Origin of the sequence: Paenibacillus sp. HJGM_3 (genome assembly GCF_045062745.1) — a bacterium.
Lineage (GTDB): Bacteria > Bacillota > Bacilli > Paenibacillales > NBRC-103111 > Paenibacillus_AA.
Window position 1 is genome coordinate 16656 of sequence record NZ_JBJGED010000037.1, and the last position, 17762, is coordinate 34417.

At 58.4% G+C, this 17762-nt stretch carries 15 protein-coding genes and 1 pseudogene; 11 read left to right on the forward strand and 5 right to left on the reverse strand.

Translation table 11 applies throughout. The annotated features are described in order from the left end of the window. Positions 1 to 36: 36 nt before the first annotated feature. The 4 genes from ACI5FR_RS29465 to ACI5FR_RS29480 all read right to left on the reverse strand — a co-directional run bounded on the left by ACI5FR_RS29465 (position 37) and on the right by ACI5FR_RS29480 (position 5928). Complete coding sequence (locus tag ACI5FR_RS29465) at positions 37 to 1665, reverse strand: type 2 periplasmic-binding domain-containing protein (RefSeq protein ID WP_405461161.1); 1629 nt, start codon at positions 1663 to 1665, stop codon at positions 37 to 39. A gap of 201 nt (positions 1666 to 1866) precedes the next feature. Beyond that, complete coding sequence (locus ACI5FR_RS29470) at positions 1867 to 4218, reverse strand: AraC family transcriptional regulator (RefSeq protein ID WP_405461162.1); 2352 nt, start codon at positions 4216 to 4218, stop codon at positions 1867 to 1869. Positions 4219 to 4298: 80 nt separating this feature from the next. Beyond that, a complete protein-coding gene (locus ACI5FR_RS29475; RefSeq protein WP_405461164.1) occupies positions 4299 to 4592 on the reverse strand; it encodes a hypothetical protein in 294 nt (97 codons plus the stop codon). Positions 4593 to 4839: 247 nt separating this feature from the next. Continuing rightward, entirely contained in the window at positions 4840 to 5928 is a 1089-nt protein-coding gene (locus ACI5FR_RS29480; protein WP_405461166.1) for an RNA-guided endonuclease InsQ/TnpB family protein, read from the reverse strand. A gap of 215 nt (positions 5929 to 6143) precedes the next feature. Here ACI5FR_RS29480 and ACI5FR_RS29485 point away from each other — a divergent pair, with 215 nt between their 5' ends. The 3 genes and pseudogenes from ACI5FR_RS29485 to ACI5FR_RS29495 all read left to right on the forward strand — a co-directional run bounded on the left by ACI5FR_RS29485 (position 6144) and on the right by ACI5FR_RS29495 (position 8156). Further along, on the forward strand, positions 6144 to 7088 hold the full coding sequence (locus tag ACI5FR_RS29485; protein ID WP_405461167.1) for a CPBP family intramembrane glutamic endopeptidase: 945 nt from the start codon (positions 6144 to 6146) through the stop codon (positions 7086 to 7088). Positions 7089 to 7148: 60 nt separating this feature from the next. Next, a pseudogene (locus tag ACI5FR_RS29490) lies at positions 7149 to 7607 on the forward strand (protoglobin domain-containing protein); the annotation flags it as partial. A 174-nt stretch (positions 7608 to 7781) separates the two neighbouring features. Continuing rightward, complete coding sequence (locus ACI5FR_RS29495) at positions 7782 to 8156, forward strand: methyl-accepting chemotaxis protein (RefSeq protein ID WP_405461228.1); 375 nt, start codon at positions 7782 to 7784, stop codon at positions 8154 to 8156. A gap of 275 nt (positions 8157 to 8431) precedes the next feature. Here ACI5FR_RS29495 and ligD read toward each other — a convergent pair whose 3' ends face one another. Beyond that, complete coding sequence (ligD, locus tag ACI5FR_RS29500) at positions 8432 to 9322, reverse strand: non-homologous end-joining DNA ligase (RefSeq protein WP_405461168.1); 891 nt, start codon at positions 9320 to 9322, stop codon at positions 8432 to 8434. Positions 9323 to 9482: 160 nt separating this feature from the next. Between ligD and ACI5FR_RS29505 the strand changes: the two genes are divergently transcribed. The 8 genes from ACI5FR_RS29505 (at position 9483) to ACI5FR_RS29540 (ending at position 17755) form a co-directional block, all read left to right on the forward strand. Continuing rightward, positions 9483 to 10808 (forward strand): UDP-glucose dehydrogenase family protein, encoded by a 1326-nt coding sequence (locus tag ACI5FR_RS29505; RefSeq protein WP_405461170.1) that lies wholly within the window; start codon positions 9483 to 9485, stop codon positions 10806 to 10808. A 148-nt stretch (positions 10809 to 10956) separates the two neighbouring features. Continuing rightward, positions 10957 to 11544, forward strand: coding sequence for a class I SAM-dependent methyltransferase (locus ACI5FR_RS29510; protein WP_405461171.1), 588 nt, complete (start codon positions 10957 to 10959; stop codon positions 11542 to 11544). A gap of 15 nt (positions 11545 to 11559) precedes the next feature. Further along, a complete protein-coding gene (locus ACI5FR_RS29515; RefSeq protein ID WP_405461173.1) occupies positions 11560 to 12225 on the forward strand; it encodes a phosphatase PAP2 family protein in 666 nt (221 codons plus the stop codon). 62 nt (positions 12226 to 12287) lie between these two features. Next, positions 12288 to 12971, forward strand: coding sequence for a response regulator transcription factor (locus ACI5FR_RS29520; protein WP_405461174.1), 684 nt, complete (start codon positions 12288 to 12290; stop codon positions 12969 to 12971). Continuing rightward, entirely contained in the window at positions 12964 to 14382 is a 1419-nt protein-coding gene (locus tag ACI5FR_RS29525; RefSeq protein WP_405461176.1) for a HAMP domain-containing sensor histidine kinase, read from the forward strand. Before ACI5FR_RS29520 ends, ACI5FR_RS29525 begins: the two co-directional genes overlap by 8 nt. A gap of 86 nt (positions 14383 to 14468) precedes the next feature. After that, positions 14469 to 15839: a hypothetical protein gene (locus ACI5FR_RS29530; protein WP_405461178.1), complete on the forward strand. Its 1371-nt coding sequence runs from the start codon at positions 14469 to 14471 to the stop codon at positions 15837 to 15839. Between the two features lie 72 nt (positions 15840 to 15911). Beyond that, positions 15912 to 16814, forward strand: a complete 903-nt coding sequence (locus ACI5FR_RS29535) for an NAD(P)-dependent oxidoreductase (protein ID WP_405461179.1) — start codon at positions 15912 to 15914, stop codon at positions 16812 to 16814. After that, on the forward strand, positions 16811 to 17755 hold the full coding sequence (locus ACI5FR_RS29540; RefSeq protein ID WP_405461230.1) for an ATP-dependent DNA ligase: 945 nt from the start codon (positions 16811 to 16813) through the stop codon (positions 17753 to 17755). The genes ACI5FR_RS29535 and ACI5FR_RS29540 overlap by 4 nt, the downstream gene beginning before the upstream one ends. Positions 17756 to 17762 lie beyond the last annotated feature (7 nt).

Below are 17762 nucleotides of genomic sequence, written 5' to 3' on the forward strand. Positions count from 1 at the left end.
CCCGAAGAGGGCCCGCTTTCCTTTGTATAAACCCAATCAATTCGACACGAACTTGAACGTCTTCCCTTGAGCGGCGCTGACCTGCACGGCGTACTCGTCGAAGATCGCCTTGCCTTGGTACTTCGTCATGAGCTCCGCGCGGTATTTCGGCCAATTCGCGCCCGACTTCTCTTCGAAGATGAGCTTCACGTGGAATTCCCGCATCTTCGTCCGGAAGTCGCCGATGTTGATCCCGGCCGGCGGCGCGGTGCTTACGCCGATGGAAGGCAGGTATTTGTAGGATTTCACCGTCTTCAGGATCTCGCGGTCGCGATCGGTTTGGGACGGATCGACGACCGTCAACCCCAGCCGCTCCGGCTCATCCAGACGGGTGAAGAAGTTCCAGATGTTGAGGAAGTCGCCCTGATCGATGATGTCCTTCTTGATTGCGGCATTGTTCAGCGTTAATGTGCTGCCGCTCTTCGTGTAGTGGACCCCTTCCTTGCCGTAGTGGGTCAGCTGATACCCTTCCGGACTGGCCAGCCAGTCGAGAATTTCTACGGAACGGGTGATCTTCGCCGGTGCTTTGGTCGCCGTTGTCTTGGAGAACAGGAACGGAAACCCTGGGATGTTCTCGACCCACACACCCGAATCCTTGAACGGCGAGAAGGCGATCCAGTTCGCCTGAGGCGAGATGGCCTTCGTCTTGTTCTGATAGCTGGTCGGGATGCTGTCGAGCGCGAACGTCTCGTCGGAGAGGACGATGCCGACTTTGCCCTGTGCCGCCTTGTCCAGATGCTGGGTGCCTTTGTTCAGGAACCAGTCGGGATCGACGATGCCTTCGGCGATTTCCTTCACGACGCCGTCGATGACGTTTTGGATCTTCGGATCGGTCTGCGTATCGATAATCTGATCGCCTACCATCATAGTAGCGCCCATCAGCCCGTTTTGCAGCCAATCCGGGAAGTCGTAGGACAGCGAATTGCCATTGCCGGCTGCGCTCAGTCCGTACGTATCTTTTTTGCCGTTGCCGTCCGGGTCGTCGAAGGTGAATTTGCGCATCACGTTCAGCATCTCGTCATATGTGGTCGGCACCTTCAGGCCGAGCTTATCCAGCCAATCCTTGCGCACGTAATAGGAGCGGTACGTTTTCTTGGCGAACGGGAGCGGCGCGCGCCAGAACGTGCCTTTCTCGACCGCATACCCCGGCAATTCCTTCTCGCTGAACCAATATTTGAAGTAGTTGGGCATCGTCTTGGCGCTCACGAACGGCGTCATATCCGCGAGGAGCCCGTCGGTCGCGTACTTCTGCGAAGCGGTGCCGGAGGCGATGAACATGTCGGGAGCGTCCCCGCCGGCGAGCATAACGCTAATCTTGTTGTCATAGTCGGTGCCCGCCGCCATGTATTCGAGATTCAGCGTAACGTTGAATTTCTCCTCGATCGCTTGCTTGACGAAATCATCCTTTGGCAGCGTGCTGTTCGCCTTGCCCGAGACGAACCAGCGCAGCTGCAGCTTCTCTTTGGACGCGCTGGCGGTTGGTGCCGCAGATGCGGATCCGGGACTCGGAGTCGCACCGGACGAGCCTTTCTCGCCGGTCGAGCACCCTGCAACGAACAGCGATAGCGCAACCGCGCTTACCCCTGCCAGCTGTAAGGGCTTCCATTTTTTCGTGTTCTTCTTCAAAAAGCATGACCTCCTCATTTTTGGATCACCGGGGATTCCAAGCGATCGATCCGCCATCGGCATGCCGGCCGCGGGAATCTGCCTTCATCTTGTCATGAAGAGAGCGTTTACGAAACTGTAATATCCGGAATCGACTGACCGCGCGGACTGTACTTTGCGGAATGGACTGTACTCCACGCCGGGAATGTGCGGTACGCATCGTCATAACACTTGCCGCAGCCGGTATTCCTTCGGGGTGGTGCCGTACCGCTTCTTGAACAGCCGGAAAAAATAACTCTGGTTCGTAAACCCGACGCGCTCCATAATCTGGTTCACGCTGTAGTCCTGCTGGCTGAGCAGCACAATCGCTTGCTGCAGCCGCACCTCGTTGAGATAGTCGGGGATGCCTGCCCCGTACTTCAGCTTGAACAGCTTGCTAACATGAGCGCTCGACAGCCGAACCATCGAAGCGATCTCCGGCAGGCAGAGGTTCGCGTCCATGTAGCGCGTATGGATAATCTCATGGACCGTCTGAGCTACTAACTGGTGCGTCTGTTCGCCGCCCGGCTCGTTCAGCCCGGCTACGATCGCCCCCATCCGGTCGCGGAACAGCTGCTCGGCCTCTTCAAGCGTATCGACCTCCGCTAGCAGACCGTACATCTCGCGCGTATCCAGCGCGACCGGGTGCAGCCGGTTGGCGTTGATCTCCTCGACGAGCTTGTGCAGCGTGCCGAGCAGATGGAACATGCCGTACAGCATCTGCTCGTACTTCAGGCCGCAGAGGGAGCGGAACCACTCCGCAAGGCAGGCGTAAGCCCTCTCCTCATGCCCGGCCTTCACCGCTTCTGAGAGCCGACGCTCCAGCTCCGGCGAGGAGAGGAACTGGCCGGAGTGTAGATTCGGCCCGAGCTGCTCCGGCGTGAGGAAGGCCATCCGGCCGGCGATCATCCGATAGTTCGCATAATCGAGGAGCCGTGCGTACAGACCGCTCATCTCCTCGAGCTGCAGCCCACGCGGACTGACCGTGACGGTCAGGGAGAGTCCGAGCCGGGCTTGGGCTTGTGCCTGCACGGCGCGCGCCCGCGTCATCAGCTCCTCCCGATCGGCGTCATCTGGGCCGGACAAGCCGGCTATGGCAATTGTACAGCCGTTCTCCATTCCGATGAGCTCGAGGCGATCCCAAGGCTCGAGCGCTTCAGCTGCGATAAGGGGGACGGCGTGGGCGCCGGCATAGGCAAGACGGTCGACCGGGTCCGCCTGCTGCGGGCGAATGTCGTCCGCATGGAAGCCGATCAGCACATACGGAAGGTCCGGAACGATCCTCAATCGATGGTGCCGGATCAGCTCCAGCAGCTCCTCGGGTGCGGTAACCGCGCTTTCGAGCACGATCGTTTTTAGTGCATAGTCCCGCAGAATGCGGCCTTGGTCGTCTTGGCTCCGCTCCAGCAGGTGGACCTGCTCCAGTGTTCGGTCGAAGGCGCTCGAGATATAGGCGAGCTCATCGCGCCGATCGGCGCCGGATTCCGGCTGGGCAGCGAGCAGGCTCCCGCGCACCTTCCGCAGCAAAATCTCGATCGGATGGTATAGCCGGAGTGCGACGGCCCCCGAGGCTGCAAGCGCGAGCGCCAGGAAGATCGCGATAATATAGAACGATACGGTGCGCATCCGCAGGATGTCCCGGAATACTTGCGCATAGGGCTGGACGCTTACGACGACCCAATCATAGTTCTCGGACTGCATGTAGGACACGATTTCTTTGTTCCCGCCCGCTCCGTGTACGTACAGATCGGCGTTCTTCCCGGAGCTGCTCATCTCGCGGAGCACAGACTCATACAGCTCTCCGCCGGCCGACCAGCTGCGGCGGGACGGGTCGTACAGCTCACCCGCTCCGTTCATGAGCAGCATTCTGCCGGTTCCGCTGTCTTTGAGCCGGTTGATCCCGGAGAGCTGCGCGAACAGCCAGTCGGGTCGGACGTTCAAGATCAGCATTCCTTTTTGCTGGCCGCCCGTTGGCTTGTCGCTGTACATCGCATAAGAGAAATAATCGATCGGCCTCCGCTCGCCGCCGTCCAAGGCGGCGGACACCGGCAGCAAGGTGAGTTTGGGGAGGGACGGGTGCTCCGCGACGTAGCGCGCCGTCAGAAGGCCGCCTCCGTCCGGTTGACAAGCCTGGATGGCGGAGGGCGAATACGAATAATAGCACTGGTTGCGCTCGTTAAAGATGACAATGGAATGAAGGAACGGCGCGGCTTTCATCATACGCTCCAAGGCGGCGAGATGCTGGTACAGCGTATAGGTGTCACGGAGATCGGCATACATGAAGTCGCTTACATCCGTGTCGTAATAGGAAGAAATGATGGTAGTCTTCAGGATCTCGTTCATCGAGTCCAGGTTATAGATCGTCTGGCCGAGCATCTTCTCGCTGGCCGATTGCTGGATATCCAGGACCGTACGCTCCGTGTGCACATAGAGAACCGCCGACGAAGCCGTCAGCAGTACGATCAAGAGCAGGGAAACGGACAAGACGAGCCGCATCAAATACTTCCTGGACTGATACCTGAAGGCGATATTCATACGCAACAACCCCCTCTCTGCATCATATCACACAGGAGGGGGCTTGAGCCGTACCAAATGTTATACGCTTTATGATAGATCTAGAGCTTGAACCGGGAGACGGCGGTCTGGAGGTCCTCCGCCATCTTGGCCAGCGCCTGCGCCGAGGCGGACACCTCCTCCATCGAGGCGGTCTGCTCCTCCGTAGCGGCCGCGATGTGCTGCGTATTGTCGGCCGCTTGCTCGGACACCTGCGCGATCTGCTGGATCGACGCGAGCATGAGCTGGGCGCCGCCGCTCAGCTGCTGAACGACCGCGGATACCTCTTCCGTCTGGCCGGACACGTTCGTGACGCGGTCCACGATGTCGCGGAACGAGCGGCCCGCTTCGTTCACGGCTACGATGCCGTCCGCGACGGCGGCGGTGCCTTGCCGGGTGGCTTCGATACGGATCTGGTCCGCCGAGGAGCTCGACTGCTCGGCGAGCTTGATGCACCTTCACATGCTGCGACTTCCTCCCACTAGTAGAATACTAGGTGTGACGACTCCACACGGCTAAAGCCGCAGGCTTCTCGAATCATTGGGACTCGTAACCTCCTCCCTCCGCGAAGGCTCCGTCCGAGCCTGACCTTTATTGGTTCGGTTACGAGACTTGCCACTTCGCACGTGTCAGGATGTTGATCGCCGCATTCACGTCCCGGTCTAATGTTGTGCCGCAATGCGGGCAGTGATGCACACGTTCAGCAAGTGTCTTCTTCACGATTTTGTTGCAAGAGGAGCAATTCTGCGATGTATGGCGCGGATCAACTCGTACAACCTGACGACCGGCGCTCTCAGCCTTGTACGTCACGAATTGAACGAGTCCGCTCCATCCCGCATCCGCAATGCTTTTGGCAAGATGATGATTCCTCGTCATCTTTTGCACGTTCAGATCTTCGAAGGCGATGAGATCGTAGTTGTTGACTAGCTTCCTGCTTATTTTGTGCGCGTAATCTTTGCGCTGATTGGCTACGCGCTCATGCTGCCGTGCCAGGACCATGACTGCTTTACGTCTGCGGGTTGAGCCACGCTGTTTCCTGGATACCTTCTTTTGTTGCCGTTTGAGCTCCGCCTCGCTGTTTCGCAGATGCTTCGGCGCTTCAAAAACTTGTCCGTCCGAGGTTGCTGCCAATTGCCTGACGCCGAGATCGACACCCGCTCGGCGGTTTGTTTTGGGAAGTGGCTGCGCTTCGACTTGGCACGACAGGCAAGCGTAATAGCGGCCGTTTTTTACTTTGATCGTGCATGTTTTGATTGCCCCGTGCGGCTGCCGATGCAGCTTAATTCGCACCTCTCCGATCTTGGATAGTTGGAGACGAGTTCCCTCTAAAGTAAATCCGCTTTGCGGATAGGTGAACGAGTCGTAGCGGCTTCTCGACTTAAATCGCGGGAACCCCGCCTTTTCGCCGCTATTGACACGGCGGAAGAAGGCTTGGTACGTCTTGTCGAGCCGTCTGGCGACGTCTTGCAAAACTTGGGAATGGACTTCTTTCAAGGCAGGGATATGCTGTTTGCGTTCGCTAAACGTGTTCGCTTGCTGACCGTATGAGAGTGTTTTACCTTCTGTTTTGTAGGCGTAAATTCGTTCCTCCAACAAACGATTGTATAGCAATCGGCAGCGTTCCAGTGTAAAACGGATCTTTTCTTGCTGCTCGGCTGTAGGATACAAACGGAACTTGTATGTTCGTAACATGACGTCACCTCAGATCGAGTATACCACAGAAAGGGAACAAATGTTTGGTTTTTTCAGATGCTTGAGGCGGCTTTAGCCGCCCAGCATCCGAAGGCCAAAACGCCTAAGGCATGGGTTTTACGGCTTGTTCTATAACAACTTATTTCTGTGTTTTTTGAAGACAGACGGAGAACGCGATACAATGGAAACATTAGCCAGATTCAGGAGGGGTGCCGTTGCATCGATTCGCTCGCTTTTGGCCAGCCTGGGGACAGATCGCGCTCGTGTTCGCGGCTGCGTTCGTTCTCACGCTGATCCTAATGATCCCGGTCGTAGTTTTAGCGGCCATACATCTCCCCGCCGGTTCTGATGAGGGTCGGATCTCGGCGCTCTGGAACGATCCGCTTTTCTATTACGGATCCACGATCGCCCAGGCGGTAGGCTTCATAGCGGCTTCGGTCCTGATCCATAGAAGGGGCGGCAATCGGGAGTGGCCGATGGGGGCGGCTGAAGGTGTTCACAGTGTGGCCGGATTCGTGAAAGGCAGCCTGCTCGGCCTCCTGCTGCTGCTGACCGTCCTCTTGGTGATGAGCGGGAGCGGGGCTGTCGCAGGCTTTCACCGCACAGCCGAGTTCTCTTGGGGGGCGATAGGGTGGCATGCGCTGCTGCTCGGGCTCGTTACGGTCAACGAGGAAGTGTTCCTGCAAGGCTTCACCCAAGGGGTGCTGAGACACCGGGTTGGACTAGCAGCCAGTATTCTCGGTCCCGCCTTGCTGTTCACGCTTATGCACGGGCTGAATCCCGGCGCCTATGGGCAAGGAGGGCTGCCGCTGTGGAATACGGCGTTGTTCGGGGTGCTGCTGGCGTTATGCCGCGAGCGCACCGGCAGCCTCTGGATGCCGATCGGCCTTCACGGGACGTGGTATGCGGGGCAGGGGGCCGTGTTCGGCTTTCCCATCTCGGGGACGCCTGTCCCGTCGATCTGGGTGCCGGAGCTGGGAGCGTCTCCTCTCCTGTCCGGCGGTTCCTTCGGGGCGGAGGGAAGTGTGTTCGTGTCCGGGCTCCTGGCGATCGGCATCCTCCTCACTCTGTGGCGCCGTCGGCGTGTTGACGGGGTGTCCCGCCCGGATCCCGCTCAGCCGGCGGGGCAATTTTCACAGGAAGATGCAGGAAAAATGTAGCTTCGTGTCGAATTGCCTCTTAAGACCTACTTACTTCGTACAGAAAATGAGGAGACCTTCATGATTCGGTTAACCGCCGCAAGACAGAAGCAGTTGGACTATATCGGTTTGACGGAGCAGGATTTGAGCTTGCTGGCCGGCAAGCGTGCGCAATTCGAGCAAGTGGTGAACGTCTTGGTGGACGAGCTGTACGCTCGCATTATTCGAGAGCCGGAGTTGGCCGCCATTATTCAAAAGCACAGCACGCTGGATCGGTTGAAGGAGACGCAGCGCTGGTATTTCCTGACGCTGGCGGGCGGCCAGATCGACGAGGCTTTCATTGAGAAGAGGCTGTTTATCGGCCATGTCCATTCGAAGATCGGGCTCACGACGCAGTGGTACTTGGGTACATATATGCTGTATCTGGATTTGGCGACCGCTCACTTCAAGCAAGTGCTGCCCCATGAATGGGTGGAAGTGACCCATGCTCTGGCCAAAATGTTCAACTTGGATTCCAGCCTGGTGCTGGAAGCCTACGAGCGCGAGGAGAAGGCGAAGCTCGAGACGCTTACCCAGGATCAGGGCAACTTGCTGCAGGGCGTCACGCGGGCGGTCCAGGAGCTCGCCGCCATGATGGTCCAGCTGAGCAGCAGCAGCCAAGCGGTCGCCGATACCGCGCTGCAGACGGCCGACTCGCAGGAGCACGCGCACCAGATGGTGAACAGCCTCTCTCAGGAGATCGGGGAGATCTATACGATGGGCAATCTGATGCAGGAGATTTCGGATCAGACGCATTTGCTCGGCTTGAATGCCGCGATCGAGGCGGCGCGTGCCGGGGAGCAGGGGCGCGGCTTCAATGTCGTGGCGAACGAGGTGCGCAAGCTGGCCGCCCGCTCGAAGACGGCGATGGAGCAGATCGAGCAAAAGCTGAACGGCATCTCGATCGTTCTGAAGCAAGTGATGCAGGAGTCGGAGCAGACGGCGCACCATGCGCGTACGCAGGCGGCGAGCTCGCAGGAATTGACTTCGTTCGTGCAGATGATCGAGAAGGTGACGTTGGAGCTGGAGAGCTTGAAGAAGTCGGTGTAAGAAAGGCGTACTCCGTTACGAGTGGGCGGTCGTTCCAAAGTAAAAGTAGGTTCCTTCCGCTCAGACATCTTGTTTGAAGCTCCTTGGATTATATAAGTGCAGGTGGTAGGAGCTTCAAGCCAAAACTCGCCGGAACCTATCTTTTTCTTTTCCACTCTCTTTCCACTCTTCACTTCGTTCGAGTCGCTTCCCCTCCAACGTTGGGAGGGGGGTATAGGTAGTACCCCTCCTAGACGAGGAGGGGGATGTCGGTTGACCTCCCATTTGAGGGAAGGTTACTTAAGGATACTAAAGACGCGGTCGAGATTTTGGCGGGGGACCTTCGAGAGAAGGTCTCCTTTTTGCGTAAGCCGTTCCTTGATGTTCAGCAGATGGAAATCGCGCGGGTCGACGTTCAGCTCGACCTCGCTCCATTCGAGCGGCGTCGAGACGGAAGCGGCCGCCCGGGCGCGCGGGGTGTACGGAGACGACAGCGTCTTGCCGTACCAATGCTGCAGGTAGTCGACGTAGATGAGATCGCCGCGGTTCTTTTTCAACCGTTCGATCGTGAACAGCTTCGGATACTTCTGGACCATGTAGGTGCCGATAAACTGGCCGATCGTGCGCAGCTGCTCGAATGTATACCCGGGCTGGATCGGGACGAAGATTTGAACTCCGGTCGCCCCCGACGTCTTCGGTACACTCTGGATGCCCATCTTGTCGAGCGCCTCGCCGATGAGCAGGACAGCCTGCATGATGCGCGGCTCGTAATCCAGCGAGGGGTCGATGTCCAGGATCCATTCCGCGGGCAGCTGGTCGTTCACGTAGTGGAAGGAGGCGTGGAACTCCAGGCAGGCGAGATTGCCGAGCCACAGCAAGGTCGGAACCGAATCCAGCACGACATACTCGATGCCTTCCATGACCGCGGTACGCACGAAGGCCGGCTTCGGCTCCGGGCAGTTTTTCTGGTAAAACGATTTGTCATGAATCCCGTTCGGGTAGCGGATTGTCGTCAAGTAACGGTTGGAGCAATACGTCAGCAAGTAAGGAGCCAGCTCGAGCAGCTTCTCCAAGTAAATCGCTTTTGTAATGCCCTTCTCGGGCCAAAGCACCTTGGTCGGATTCGTAATCGTGATTTCGTGCCCCTCCGCGAGGACGGTCCCTTTATTCGGCGTTCCAGCTGCCATTCGACACCCCTCCCTTCTAGGACTAGCTTTTCTTTAGCCGGTACCCGGTATACCCGGATTGTTAAGATTTTATATGCACGCCTTCATGGAAAGGAAATCGGAGGCCGGCATCTAACTCTTTAGAAACAGGCTGGATATCCAAAATGGAGGAGGACTCAGGATGCGGATCAGTGTGATCGGAACCGGTTATGTAGGACTGATAACCGGGATCTGCTTGGCCGAATTGGGGAACAACGTTACATGCGCGGATCGGGATCCGTCCAAAATTCAAAGGCTCCGCCATCAGGAAGTGCCGATCTACGAGCCTGGTCTGCAGCCTCTGCTGATTCGGAATGCCGAGCGGGGCAATCTGCAGTTCACGACCGATATCCGGGAAGCGGTCAAGCGCTCGGACTTGATCTTCATTGCGGTAGGAACCCCGTCTCTGCCGTCGGGGGAAGCGGACTTGAGCCACGTCGAAGAGGCGGCCCGCGACATCGCCTTGGGCATGAACGAGCCCAAAATCATCGTGACGAAGAGCACCGTTCCCGTCGGAACGAATCATAGAATTCATGCGATTGTGGCGGGCCTAACCTCCTTTCCCTTCGAGATCGCGGCAGCGCCGGAATTCCTGCGGGAGGGCTCGGCCGTGCAGGATACGTTGCATCCGGACCGCGTGGTGATCGGCGTGGAATCCGGAACGACGGAAGCCGTGCTTCGGGAGTTGTATCGCCCCTTTACGGATGAAATAGTCGTGACGGACATTCGAAGTGCCGAGATGATCAAATATGCTTCCAATGCGTTTCTGGCGACCAAAATATCGTTCATCAACGAGATTGCCAACATCTGCGAAAAAGTGGGGGCGGACGTGACTGAGGTAGCCAAAGGGATGGGGCTCGACAAACGGATCGGCCCGGCTTTCTTGCAGGCGGGCATTGGGTACGGCGGCTCTTGTTTCCCCAAGGACACGGAAGCCTTGATCCAAATCGCCGGGAACGAGAACTATAACTTCCGGCTGTTAAAAGCGGTTGTAGAGGTGAATAAAGAACAACGGTTCAACATCGTCCGGAAACTGAGGGAAACGCTGGGGCCACTGCGCGGGCGTACGATTGCGATCTGGGGGCTGGCCTTCAAGCCGAATACGGATGACGTGAGGGAATCGCCGGCTCTAGAAATCATAAAGCTGCTGCTGGAGTCCGGCGCGGCGATAAGAGCCTATGACCCGATCGCGACGAGCAACTTCGGGCGGCTCATGGGAACCGCTTCCGTCACATGGTGCGTCTCGGCCCTCGATGCCGCCGACCAGGCGGACGCTGTCTGTCTGCTGACGGATTGGGACGAGTTCAAGCGGATCGATTTAACGGAAGTCAGGTCGAACATGAAGCTGCCTTTGATGATCGACGGACGCAATGTGTTCACGCCGCGTCAGATGCGGGCTTACGGATTCCAGTATTATTCGATCGGGAGACCGGGTCGGTCCGAGGAGAGGACCGGGTCTCGCGCCTAGCACAAACTAAACCACTCTGGAGCGATCTGCTCCGGAGTTTTTTTGTTTCTTAAGAAAACATTCAGAATTCCCTTCACTTTTTCCGCAGAAGTTTTCGGTAGGATGAGTTCAGATCCAAAACGAAGCTTAAAAGGGAGATGGCGCCGCCATGTTGATGTCAATCACGGCTCGGGTTCAAGAGCTCTGTCAAGAGAAGCTATTATTCCTGAGGCAATTCCTGCGTCACCCGGGACAAATCGGCAGCGTTACGCCGAGCTCGTCCTACTTGGCCAGGGCGATGGCGAACGCCATTCCCTGGGAGCGTGTGTCGAGCGTCGCCGAGCTGGGGGCGGGTACCGGGCCGATTACGTCGGTCCTCCGGGACCGGCTGCGGCCTGGCGCGAAGCTCGTCCTGTTCGAGAAGGAGCCGCTCCTGCGCAGGGAACTGGAATCCCGATTCCCGGAGCTGGCCTGCTATCCGGACGTGCTGCAGCTGTATGACGCGATCCGCAAGGAAGGGATCGTTCAAGCCGATTGCATCGTAAGCGGCCTGCCGTTCGCCAACTTTCCCCGGAGCCTGAGAGACCGGATTCTGCATCAGCTGGATCTTTCCCTGAAGCCGGGCGGCACCTTTGTCGCGTTCCAATATTCGCTGCAGATGCGGGAGCAGTTCGAGCGGATGTTCGAGCTGCGGGCGATCCGCTTCGTGCCGCTCAACGTTCCGCCGGCCTTCGTCTACGTTTGCGTCAAAAAATAGAGTGAGGTGTTCCCGATGCTACCAACTTCCGTAAGAACCGAAACGACTCGCGGCCTGCGCGCGTATTTACCGCTGTTGTGGCTGCTGTGGATTCCATTCTTGAATATTTTCTATGCGATGCTGAACCAGCCCGTGCCGGACGTGTCCAGCCTGGTATCCGATCTCGATCGGCTCATTCCGTTCCTGCCGGTCTTTATTATTCCCTACGTCATCTGGTATCCTTACATTGCCGGGACCTTGCTGCTGTTTTTCTTCCGAGACCGGCGTATGTACTATCGGACGCTCGCGACGTTATGCCTGGGCATGGTCGGCTGCTACATCGTATACGCGGTGTTCCAGACGACCGTACCGAGGCCGGTTCTGGAGGGAGACGGGTGGCTCATCGACATCGTCCGGTTCGTCTACTCGAATGACCAGCCGTTCAATTGCTTCCCTAGCATTCACGTGTTGACCTGCTATTCCATGATCAAAGGGCTTCATCGGAACGACGCCCTGCCGCCGGCAGCGCGGGGGCTGCTGATCGCGGTGGCCTGGAGCATCATAGCTTCTACGGTCTTCGTGAAGCAGCACGTGCTGCTCGACGCCGCCGGAGCGATCTTGCTCGTCGAAGTCTTTTTCGCCGGGATGAGGCGGCTGCTTCCGCTGCGACAGAAGAAGCGCCGGCCGCTCGCCGTCGAATAGTCGTATACGAGAGAGACATCCATTCCAAACTAGAGTAAGCATTAAGCGAAGGGGGAGTCGGGATGACGACGGTGCTGGTCGTGGACGACGATCGCGAAATTCGCGACGTCATTCACATCTACCTGCGCAACGACGGGTTCCAAGTCATCGAGGCCGAGCATGGCGAGCAGGCGCTGGCCGTGCTGGCCCGGGAGCGGGTGCAGCTCATCATCCTCGATGTGATGATGCCGGTGCTGGACGGAATCCAGACTTGCCTCCGCATCCGGGAGACCGATCACACCCCGGTCATTATGCTCTCCGCCAAAGGCGACGATATGGACAAGATTACCGGACTGTCGCTCGGGGCGGACGACTATATGGCCAAGCCGTTCAATCCGCTCGAGCTGCTGGCCCGCGTGAAGGCCTTGCTGCGCCGGGCGCAGTCCCCCGGACCGGCGCAGGTCTTGGAGCACGAAATTCAAGTGGGCGACCTGATCATCAATACGGCTCGGCACCAGGTTACAGTGGAGGGGCGCGAGGTCGCGCTCACCCCGATCGAATTTTCCATCCTCGAGCTGCTCGCCTCGCACCGCGGCCATGTCTTTAACGTCGATAAGATTTATCAGCGCGTGTGGAAGGAGCAGGACTTTTATTCGGAGAATACGGTGATGGTGCATATCCGGAACATTCGCGAGAAGCTGGAGCGCAATCCGAGGGAGCCGAAGATCATCCGTACCGTGTGGGGAGTGGGCTACAAAATTGATTGAGCGTCTGCTTCAATTGTCCAACCGTTTGCAAACGACGCTGCGGGTCAAGCTGATGCTGACCTTCGTCGTCTGCGCCTTGCTTAGCTTCTTCACGGCGGTGGCCATAGACCGGATCTCCAAGGAGTTTCAGAAGAAGCCGTACATCAGCTACGAGTCGAGCAAGCGGAACGTGCAGGAGCTGCTCTCGGAGCTGGAGCTGCAGCTCGAGTCCGAACCTGGAGCGGCTGCCGCTGTTTTAACGGAGACATCGGGGGCGGGCGGCATGGAGGCCTATGTGGCCGACACGTCCGGCCGCGTCTTGCTGCATTCGCCGGGAGCCGCGCGCACGCAATGGAACGTGTACGAAGCGCTGATCGCGACGAAGGACGCGATCGCGGAGCCTCGTCCGGGGCAGCCGTATACGCTGCTCTCGCCGATCCGGTATCGCGGAGCCGAGGCCTACCTGATCGTGAGCGGCCCCCTGGTACCGGAGCAAGCGTACACATTCCCCGACCACCAGCTGTTCAATTTCATTCTGGTGATCGTGCTGTTCGTGTTTTACTTCTACTTGTTCACGCTGCGCAAGATGCGGAATATCCGGCAGATGAACCGAGGCTTGAACCGGATCGCCGACGGGGAGCTGTCCGTCCGGCTGAACGTGGCGAGCCGGGACGAGCTTGGGATGGTCGCCAAGAACATCAACGGGATGGCGCGGCGCCTCGAGGAGCAGCTCGAGCGGGAGCGGAAGCTGGAGCAGTCCCGCATGGAGCTCATCACCAGCGTCTCCCACGATCTTCGAACGCCGCTTACGAGCATTATCGGCTACCTGACGATTCTGAAGGACCAGCCCGACGCCGCAGAGGCGGAGCGGAAGCGCTACATCGAGAATACATACAGCAAAACCGACCAGCTGCGAAGACTGATCGACGACTTGTTCGAATATACGAAGCTTAGCGCCGGCGAGGTCGTACTCCGCAAGACGGAGTTCGATCTCATTAACCTGCTTAAGCAGATGCTGAACGAGTTCGAGCCGATCGCGCAGCTGCAAGACGTGGCGATCCGCAGCGAGTGGAAGACGGAGCCGCTGCCGGTGCTGGCGGACAGCGAGCTCATCGCGAGGGCGATTGACAACTTGCTCATCAACGCCCTGAAGTTCTCGCTTAAGCCCGGGGAAATCCGTATCATGGCAGGGACGGACTATAACGGGCCTTGCCTGTGCATCGAGAACCGGGGACGGCCGATTACGAAGGAGCAGGCGGAGCAGCTGTTCGACCGGTTCTACAAAGCAACGCCTGGTGAAGAGCCGCAGCCTGGAGCGGGGCTCGGCCTTTCCATCACGAAGAACATCGTCGAGCTGCATGGCGGCCGAGTGTGGCTCATCCACGAAGCGGGACGGTTCCAGTTCTGGATCGCCCTGCCGTTTCCCCGTTGAACCTGAAACCAAAAGGGGCTTTTTTGCGTTAATTTAGGAGAGTTATCTACAATAAAGCAACCTGTGAAAGAGGATTTCAAACCATCATGGAAGATTTATTGCCTTTACTCGTAAAAGGATTGAGCTTGACGATCGTGCTGGTGAGCGCGGTTTATTTGTTGGTCAAGGTGTGGGGCGAAGTGCTGCTCCCGGAGGGGTCCAGGCTAAGAGACGTCCGGGCGATGCGGCATTTTGTATATCAGCCGGTCCTATCGGAACGCTATGAGCCGCTTCCTCGCAAGAAAGTATGGCTCACGGTCATCGGGCTGTTCCTGGTCACCCGTATTCTCATCTTCCTCGCCTCGCTGAGCTATGCCGCGGCCACTTCCGGAGCGGGCAATCTCGGCTTCACGCTTGGCAGCTGGTGGTATGAATACGATTCGTACCACTACATCAACATCGCCGTGAACGGCTATCAGTCCACCGGCGAAGACCAGAACCTGATCGTGTTCTACCCGTTGTACCCCTGGTTGATCCGGCTATTGCATTTTGTGATTCCGGATTTCTATGTGGAATTTTTCCAAGGATATATCGTGAATGGGGACTATTACGTCGCTGCGATCGTGATCTCCAACGCCTTCCTGCTCGTCGGCATGTATTACCTCGTGCGCCTCGTGGAGCGCGAGTGGCAGGATGGAAAGCTTGCGCTTGCGTCGGTCAAATACTGGCTGCTCTATCCGGTCTCGTTCTTCTTCAGTATCGTGTACACGGAGTCGGTATTCGTCACGCTCTGCATCCTGTGCTTCTATCACATGCGGCAGTCGAGATGGTGGATCGCGGGCTTGTTCGGTCTGCTCGCGGCGCTGACCCGCAATCAGGGCGTGCTGCTCGCCATTCCGATCGCGGTGGAGCTCGCCGTTCAGCAGGAATGGGGCAGGCTGCTGCGGGAAAGGCGCTATCGCGTCTGGCTGCGCGGGCTATTCCCCCGAATCTTCACGGTTGCCTTGCCGGCAGTCGGCATCGGCATCTACTTGTCGGTGAACAAGGTGGTGAGCGGCGACTGGTTCCGTTTCCTGTTCCATCAGAAGGACCATTGGGGGCAGACGTTCGGCTTCTTCGCCGAGAATCTCGCGGAGCATATGCGCCGGGCGTTGACCTATCACAAGCCGCTGTTCAATGTCGGCGTTTATTTGCCGCAGATCACGGTCTTCTTCGTGTCGTTCGCGCTGCTCATCTACATGACGAACAAGATCCGGCTCTCCTACGCGCTCTATTCGTTCGCTTATTTGATCATCTCGTACTCGGCGAGCGCGCTGCTCAGCGGGACCCGTTATGTGGGCGGGATGTTCACGCTCTATCTGTTCATCGCCTATGTGGCTCGCAGGACGACCACGAGCGAGAGGCCATACATCGATTGGGTGCTGCTCTCCGCCCTCTTGTTCTACACCGTCGTGTTCGGGTTGAATTACGTATTCTGACAAGCGCGGGGACATCCTATATAATAGGGATCAGGGTAACTAGTCCGAAGGAGAAGGGTGGAATCAGCGGCAATGGAACGGAATGAAGTGGCAGTCGGGTTTGTCGGAATCGGGGTGATGGGGCGGAGCATGGCGATGCATTTGCTGAAGGCCGGACATCCGGTCTCCGTCTACACCCGCACGCCTTCCAAAGCGGACGAGCTGGTCCAAGCGGGGGCGGTCTGGAAATCGACCGTGAGCGAGCTGGCGCAGGCCGTGGACGTGGTGATCACCATGGTCGGCTATCCGTCCGACGTGGAGCAAGTGTATCTAGGGGAGTCAGGCATCCTCCGTTCGGCGAGGCCAGGCGCGACCTTGATCGACATGACGACGTCCAGCCCCACGCTTGCGAAGCGGATCTATGAAGAGGCGAAGGGACGCGGTCTGGCCTCCCTGGACGCTCCGGTATCGGGAGGCGACGTAGGGGCGCGGGAGGCCCGTCTGTCGATCATGGTCGGCGGGGACGAAGCCGCGTTCCGGGCGATGCTGCCGATCTTCGAGGTGCTCGGGAAGAACATCGTTCGCCAAGGCGGCGCCGGTGCCGGCCAATATACGAAGATGTGCAACCAGATCGCCATCGCCACGAACATGATCGGCGTCTGCGAAGCTTTGTTCTACGCGGAGAAGGCGGGGCTCGACCCGAATACGGTGCTGAAGAGCATCGAGTCGGGGGCCGCCGGCAGCTGGTCCCTGAGCAATCTGGGAGCGAGGATTATCACCGGCAATTTCGAGCCGGGCTTTTATGTGAAGCATTTCATCAAGGACATGGGCATTGCGCTTCAATCCGCCGAGGAGATGGGCATCACCCTCCCGGGCCTCAAGCTCGCGAGGTCACTGTACGATCAACTCGCGGCGATGGGCGAGTCCGAGAGCGGCACGCAGGCGTTGTACAAATGGTTCGCCGCGGAGGCATCGGCCCCGGGTCGGACGTCATGAAGCTGAAGCCGGTCCTTCCGTTCGAGCCGATCGCGGCCGACCGGATTCCCCAAGGAGAGCAGTGGGTGTATCAGATCAAGTGGGACGGCGTCCGCATGCTCGTCTATTCCGACGGGACCGAGGTGCGGCTCGTGAATCGCAGACTGAACGACCGGACGATGCAATATCCGGAGCTGACGGCCATCCGGGACTATTGCACCGCGGACACCGTCATCCTCGATGGCGAGGTGATCGCCCTGCTGGACGGGAAGCCGTCGTTCCAGCAGGTCATGCGGCGGGACGGCGTCCGCAAGCTCAGTCAAGTGGAGATCGCACGCCGGCAGGTGGCCGTTACGTATATGATCTTCGACGTCCTGTACTATAACGGGCAGTGGGTGACGGATAGGCCGCTGCAGGAGCGTCAGCAGCTGCTCGCTTCCATCGTGCAGCCAAACGAGCGGGTGCAGCTCGTGGCGAACTTCCCGGACGGCGAAGCGCTGTTCCGAGTAGCGGAGCAGCATGAGCTGGAAGGCATCGTGTGCAAGGACATGACGAGCAAGTACGCGGAAGGCGGGAAGGACAAGCGGTGGCAGAAGAAGAAGCTGTACAAGGATGTCATCGCGGCGGTCGGCGGCGTGACGTATCGGGATGGGATCGTGAACGCGGTGCTCCTCGGCTTGTATGACGATGCCGGCCGCTTCGTCTACATCGGCCACGCGGGGGCGGGGCGCATGACTGTGGAGGATTGGCGCAATCTGACCGAGCAAGTAAAAGGAATGCGAGTAGAGGAGCGCCCCTTCGCCAATGTCCCGGAACGGCACAAGACCGCCGTATGGCTGCGTCCTACGCTGACGATGAAGATCAAATTCCTCGAATGGACGACCTACGGGACGCTCAGGCAGCCGAACATCCAGTCGTTCGTCGATGTTCCGCCGGCGGAATGCACGTTTGAGCAAGTATAACAACTCA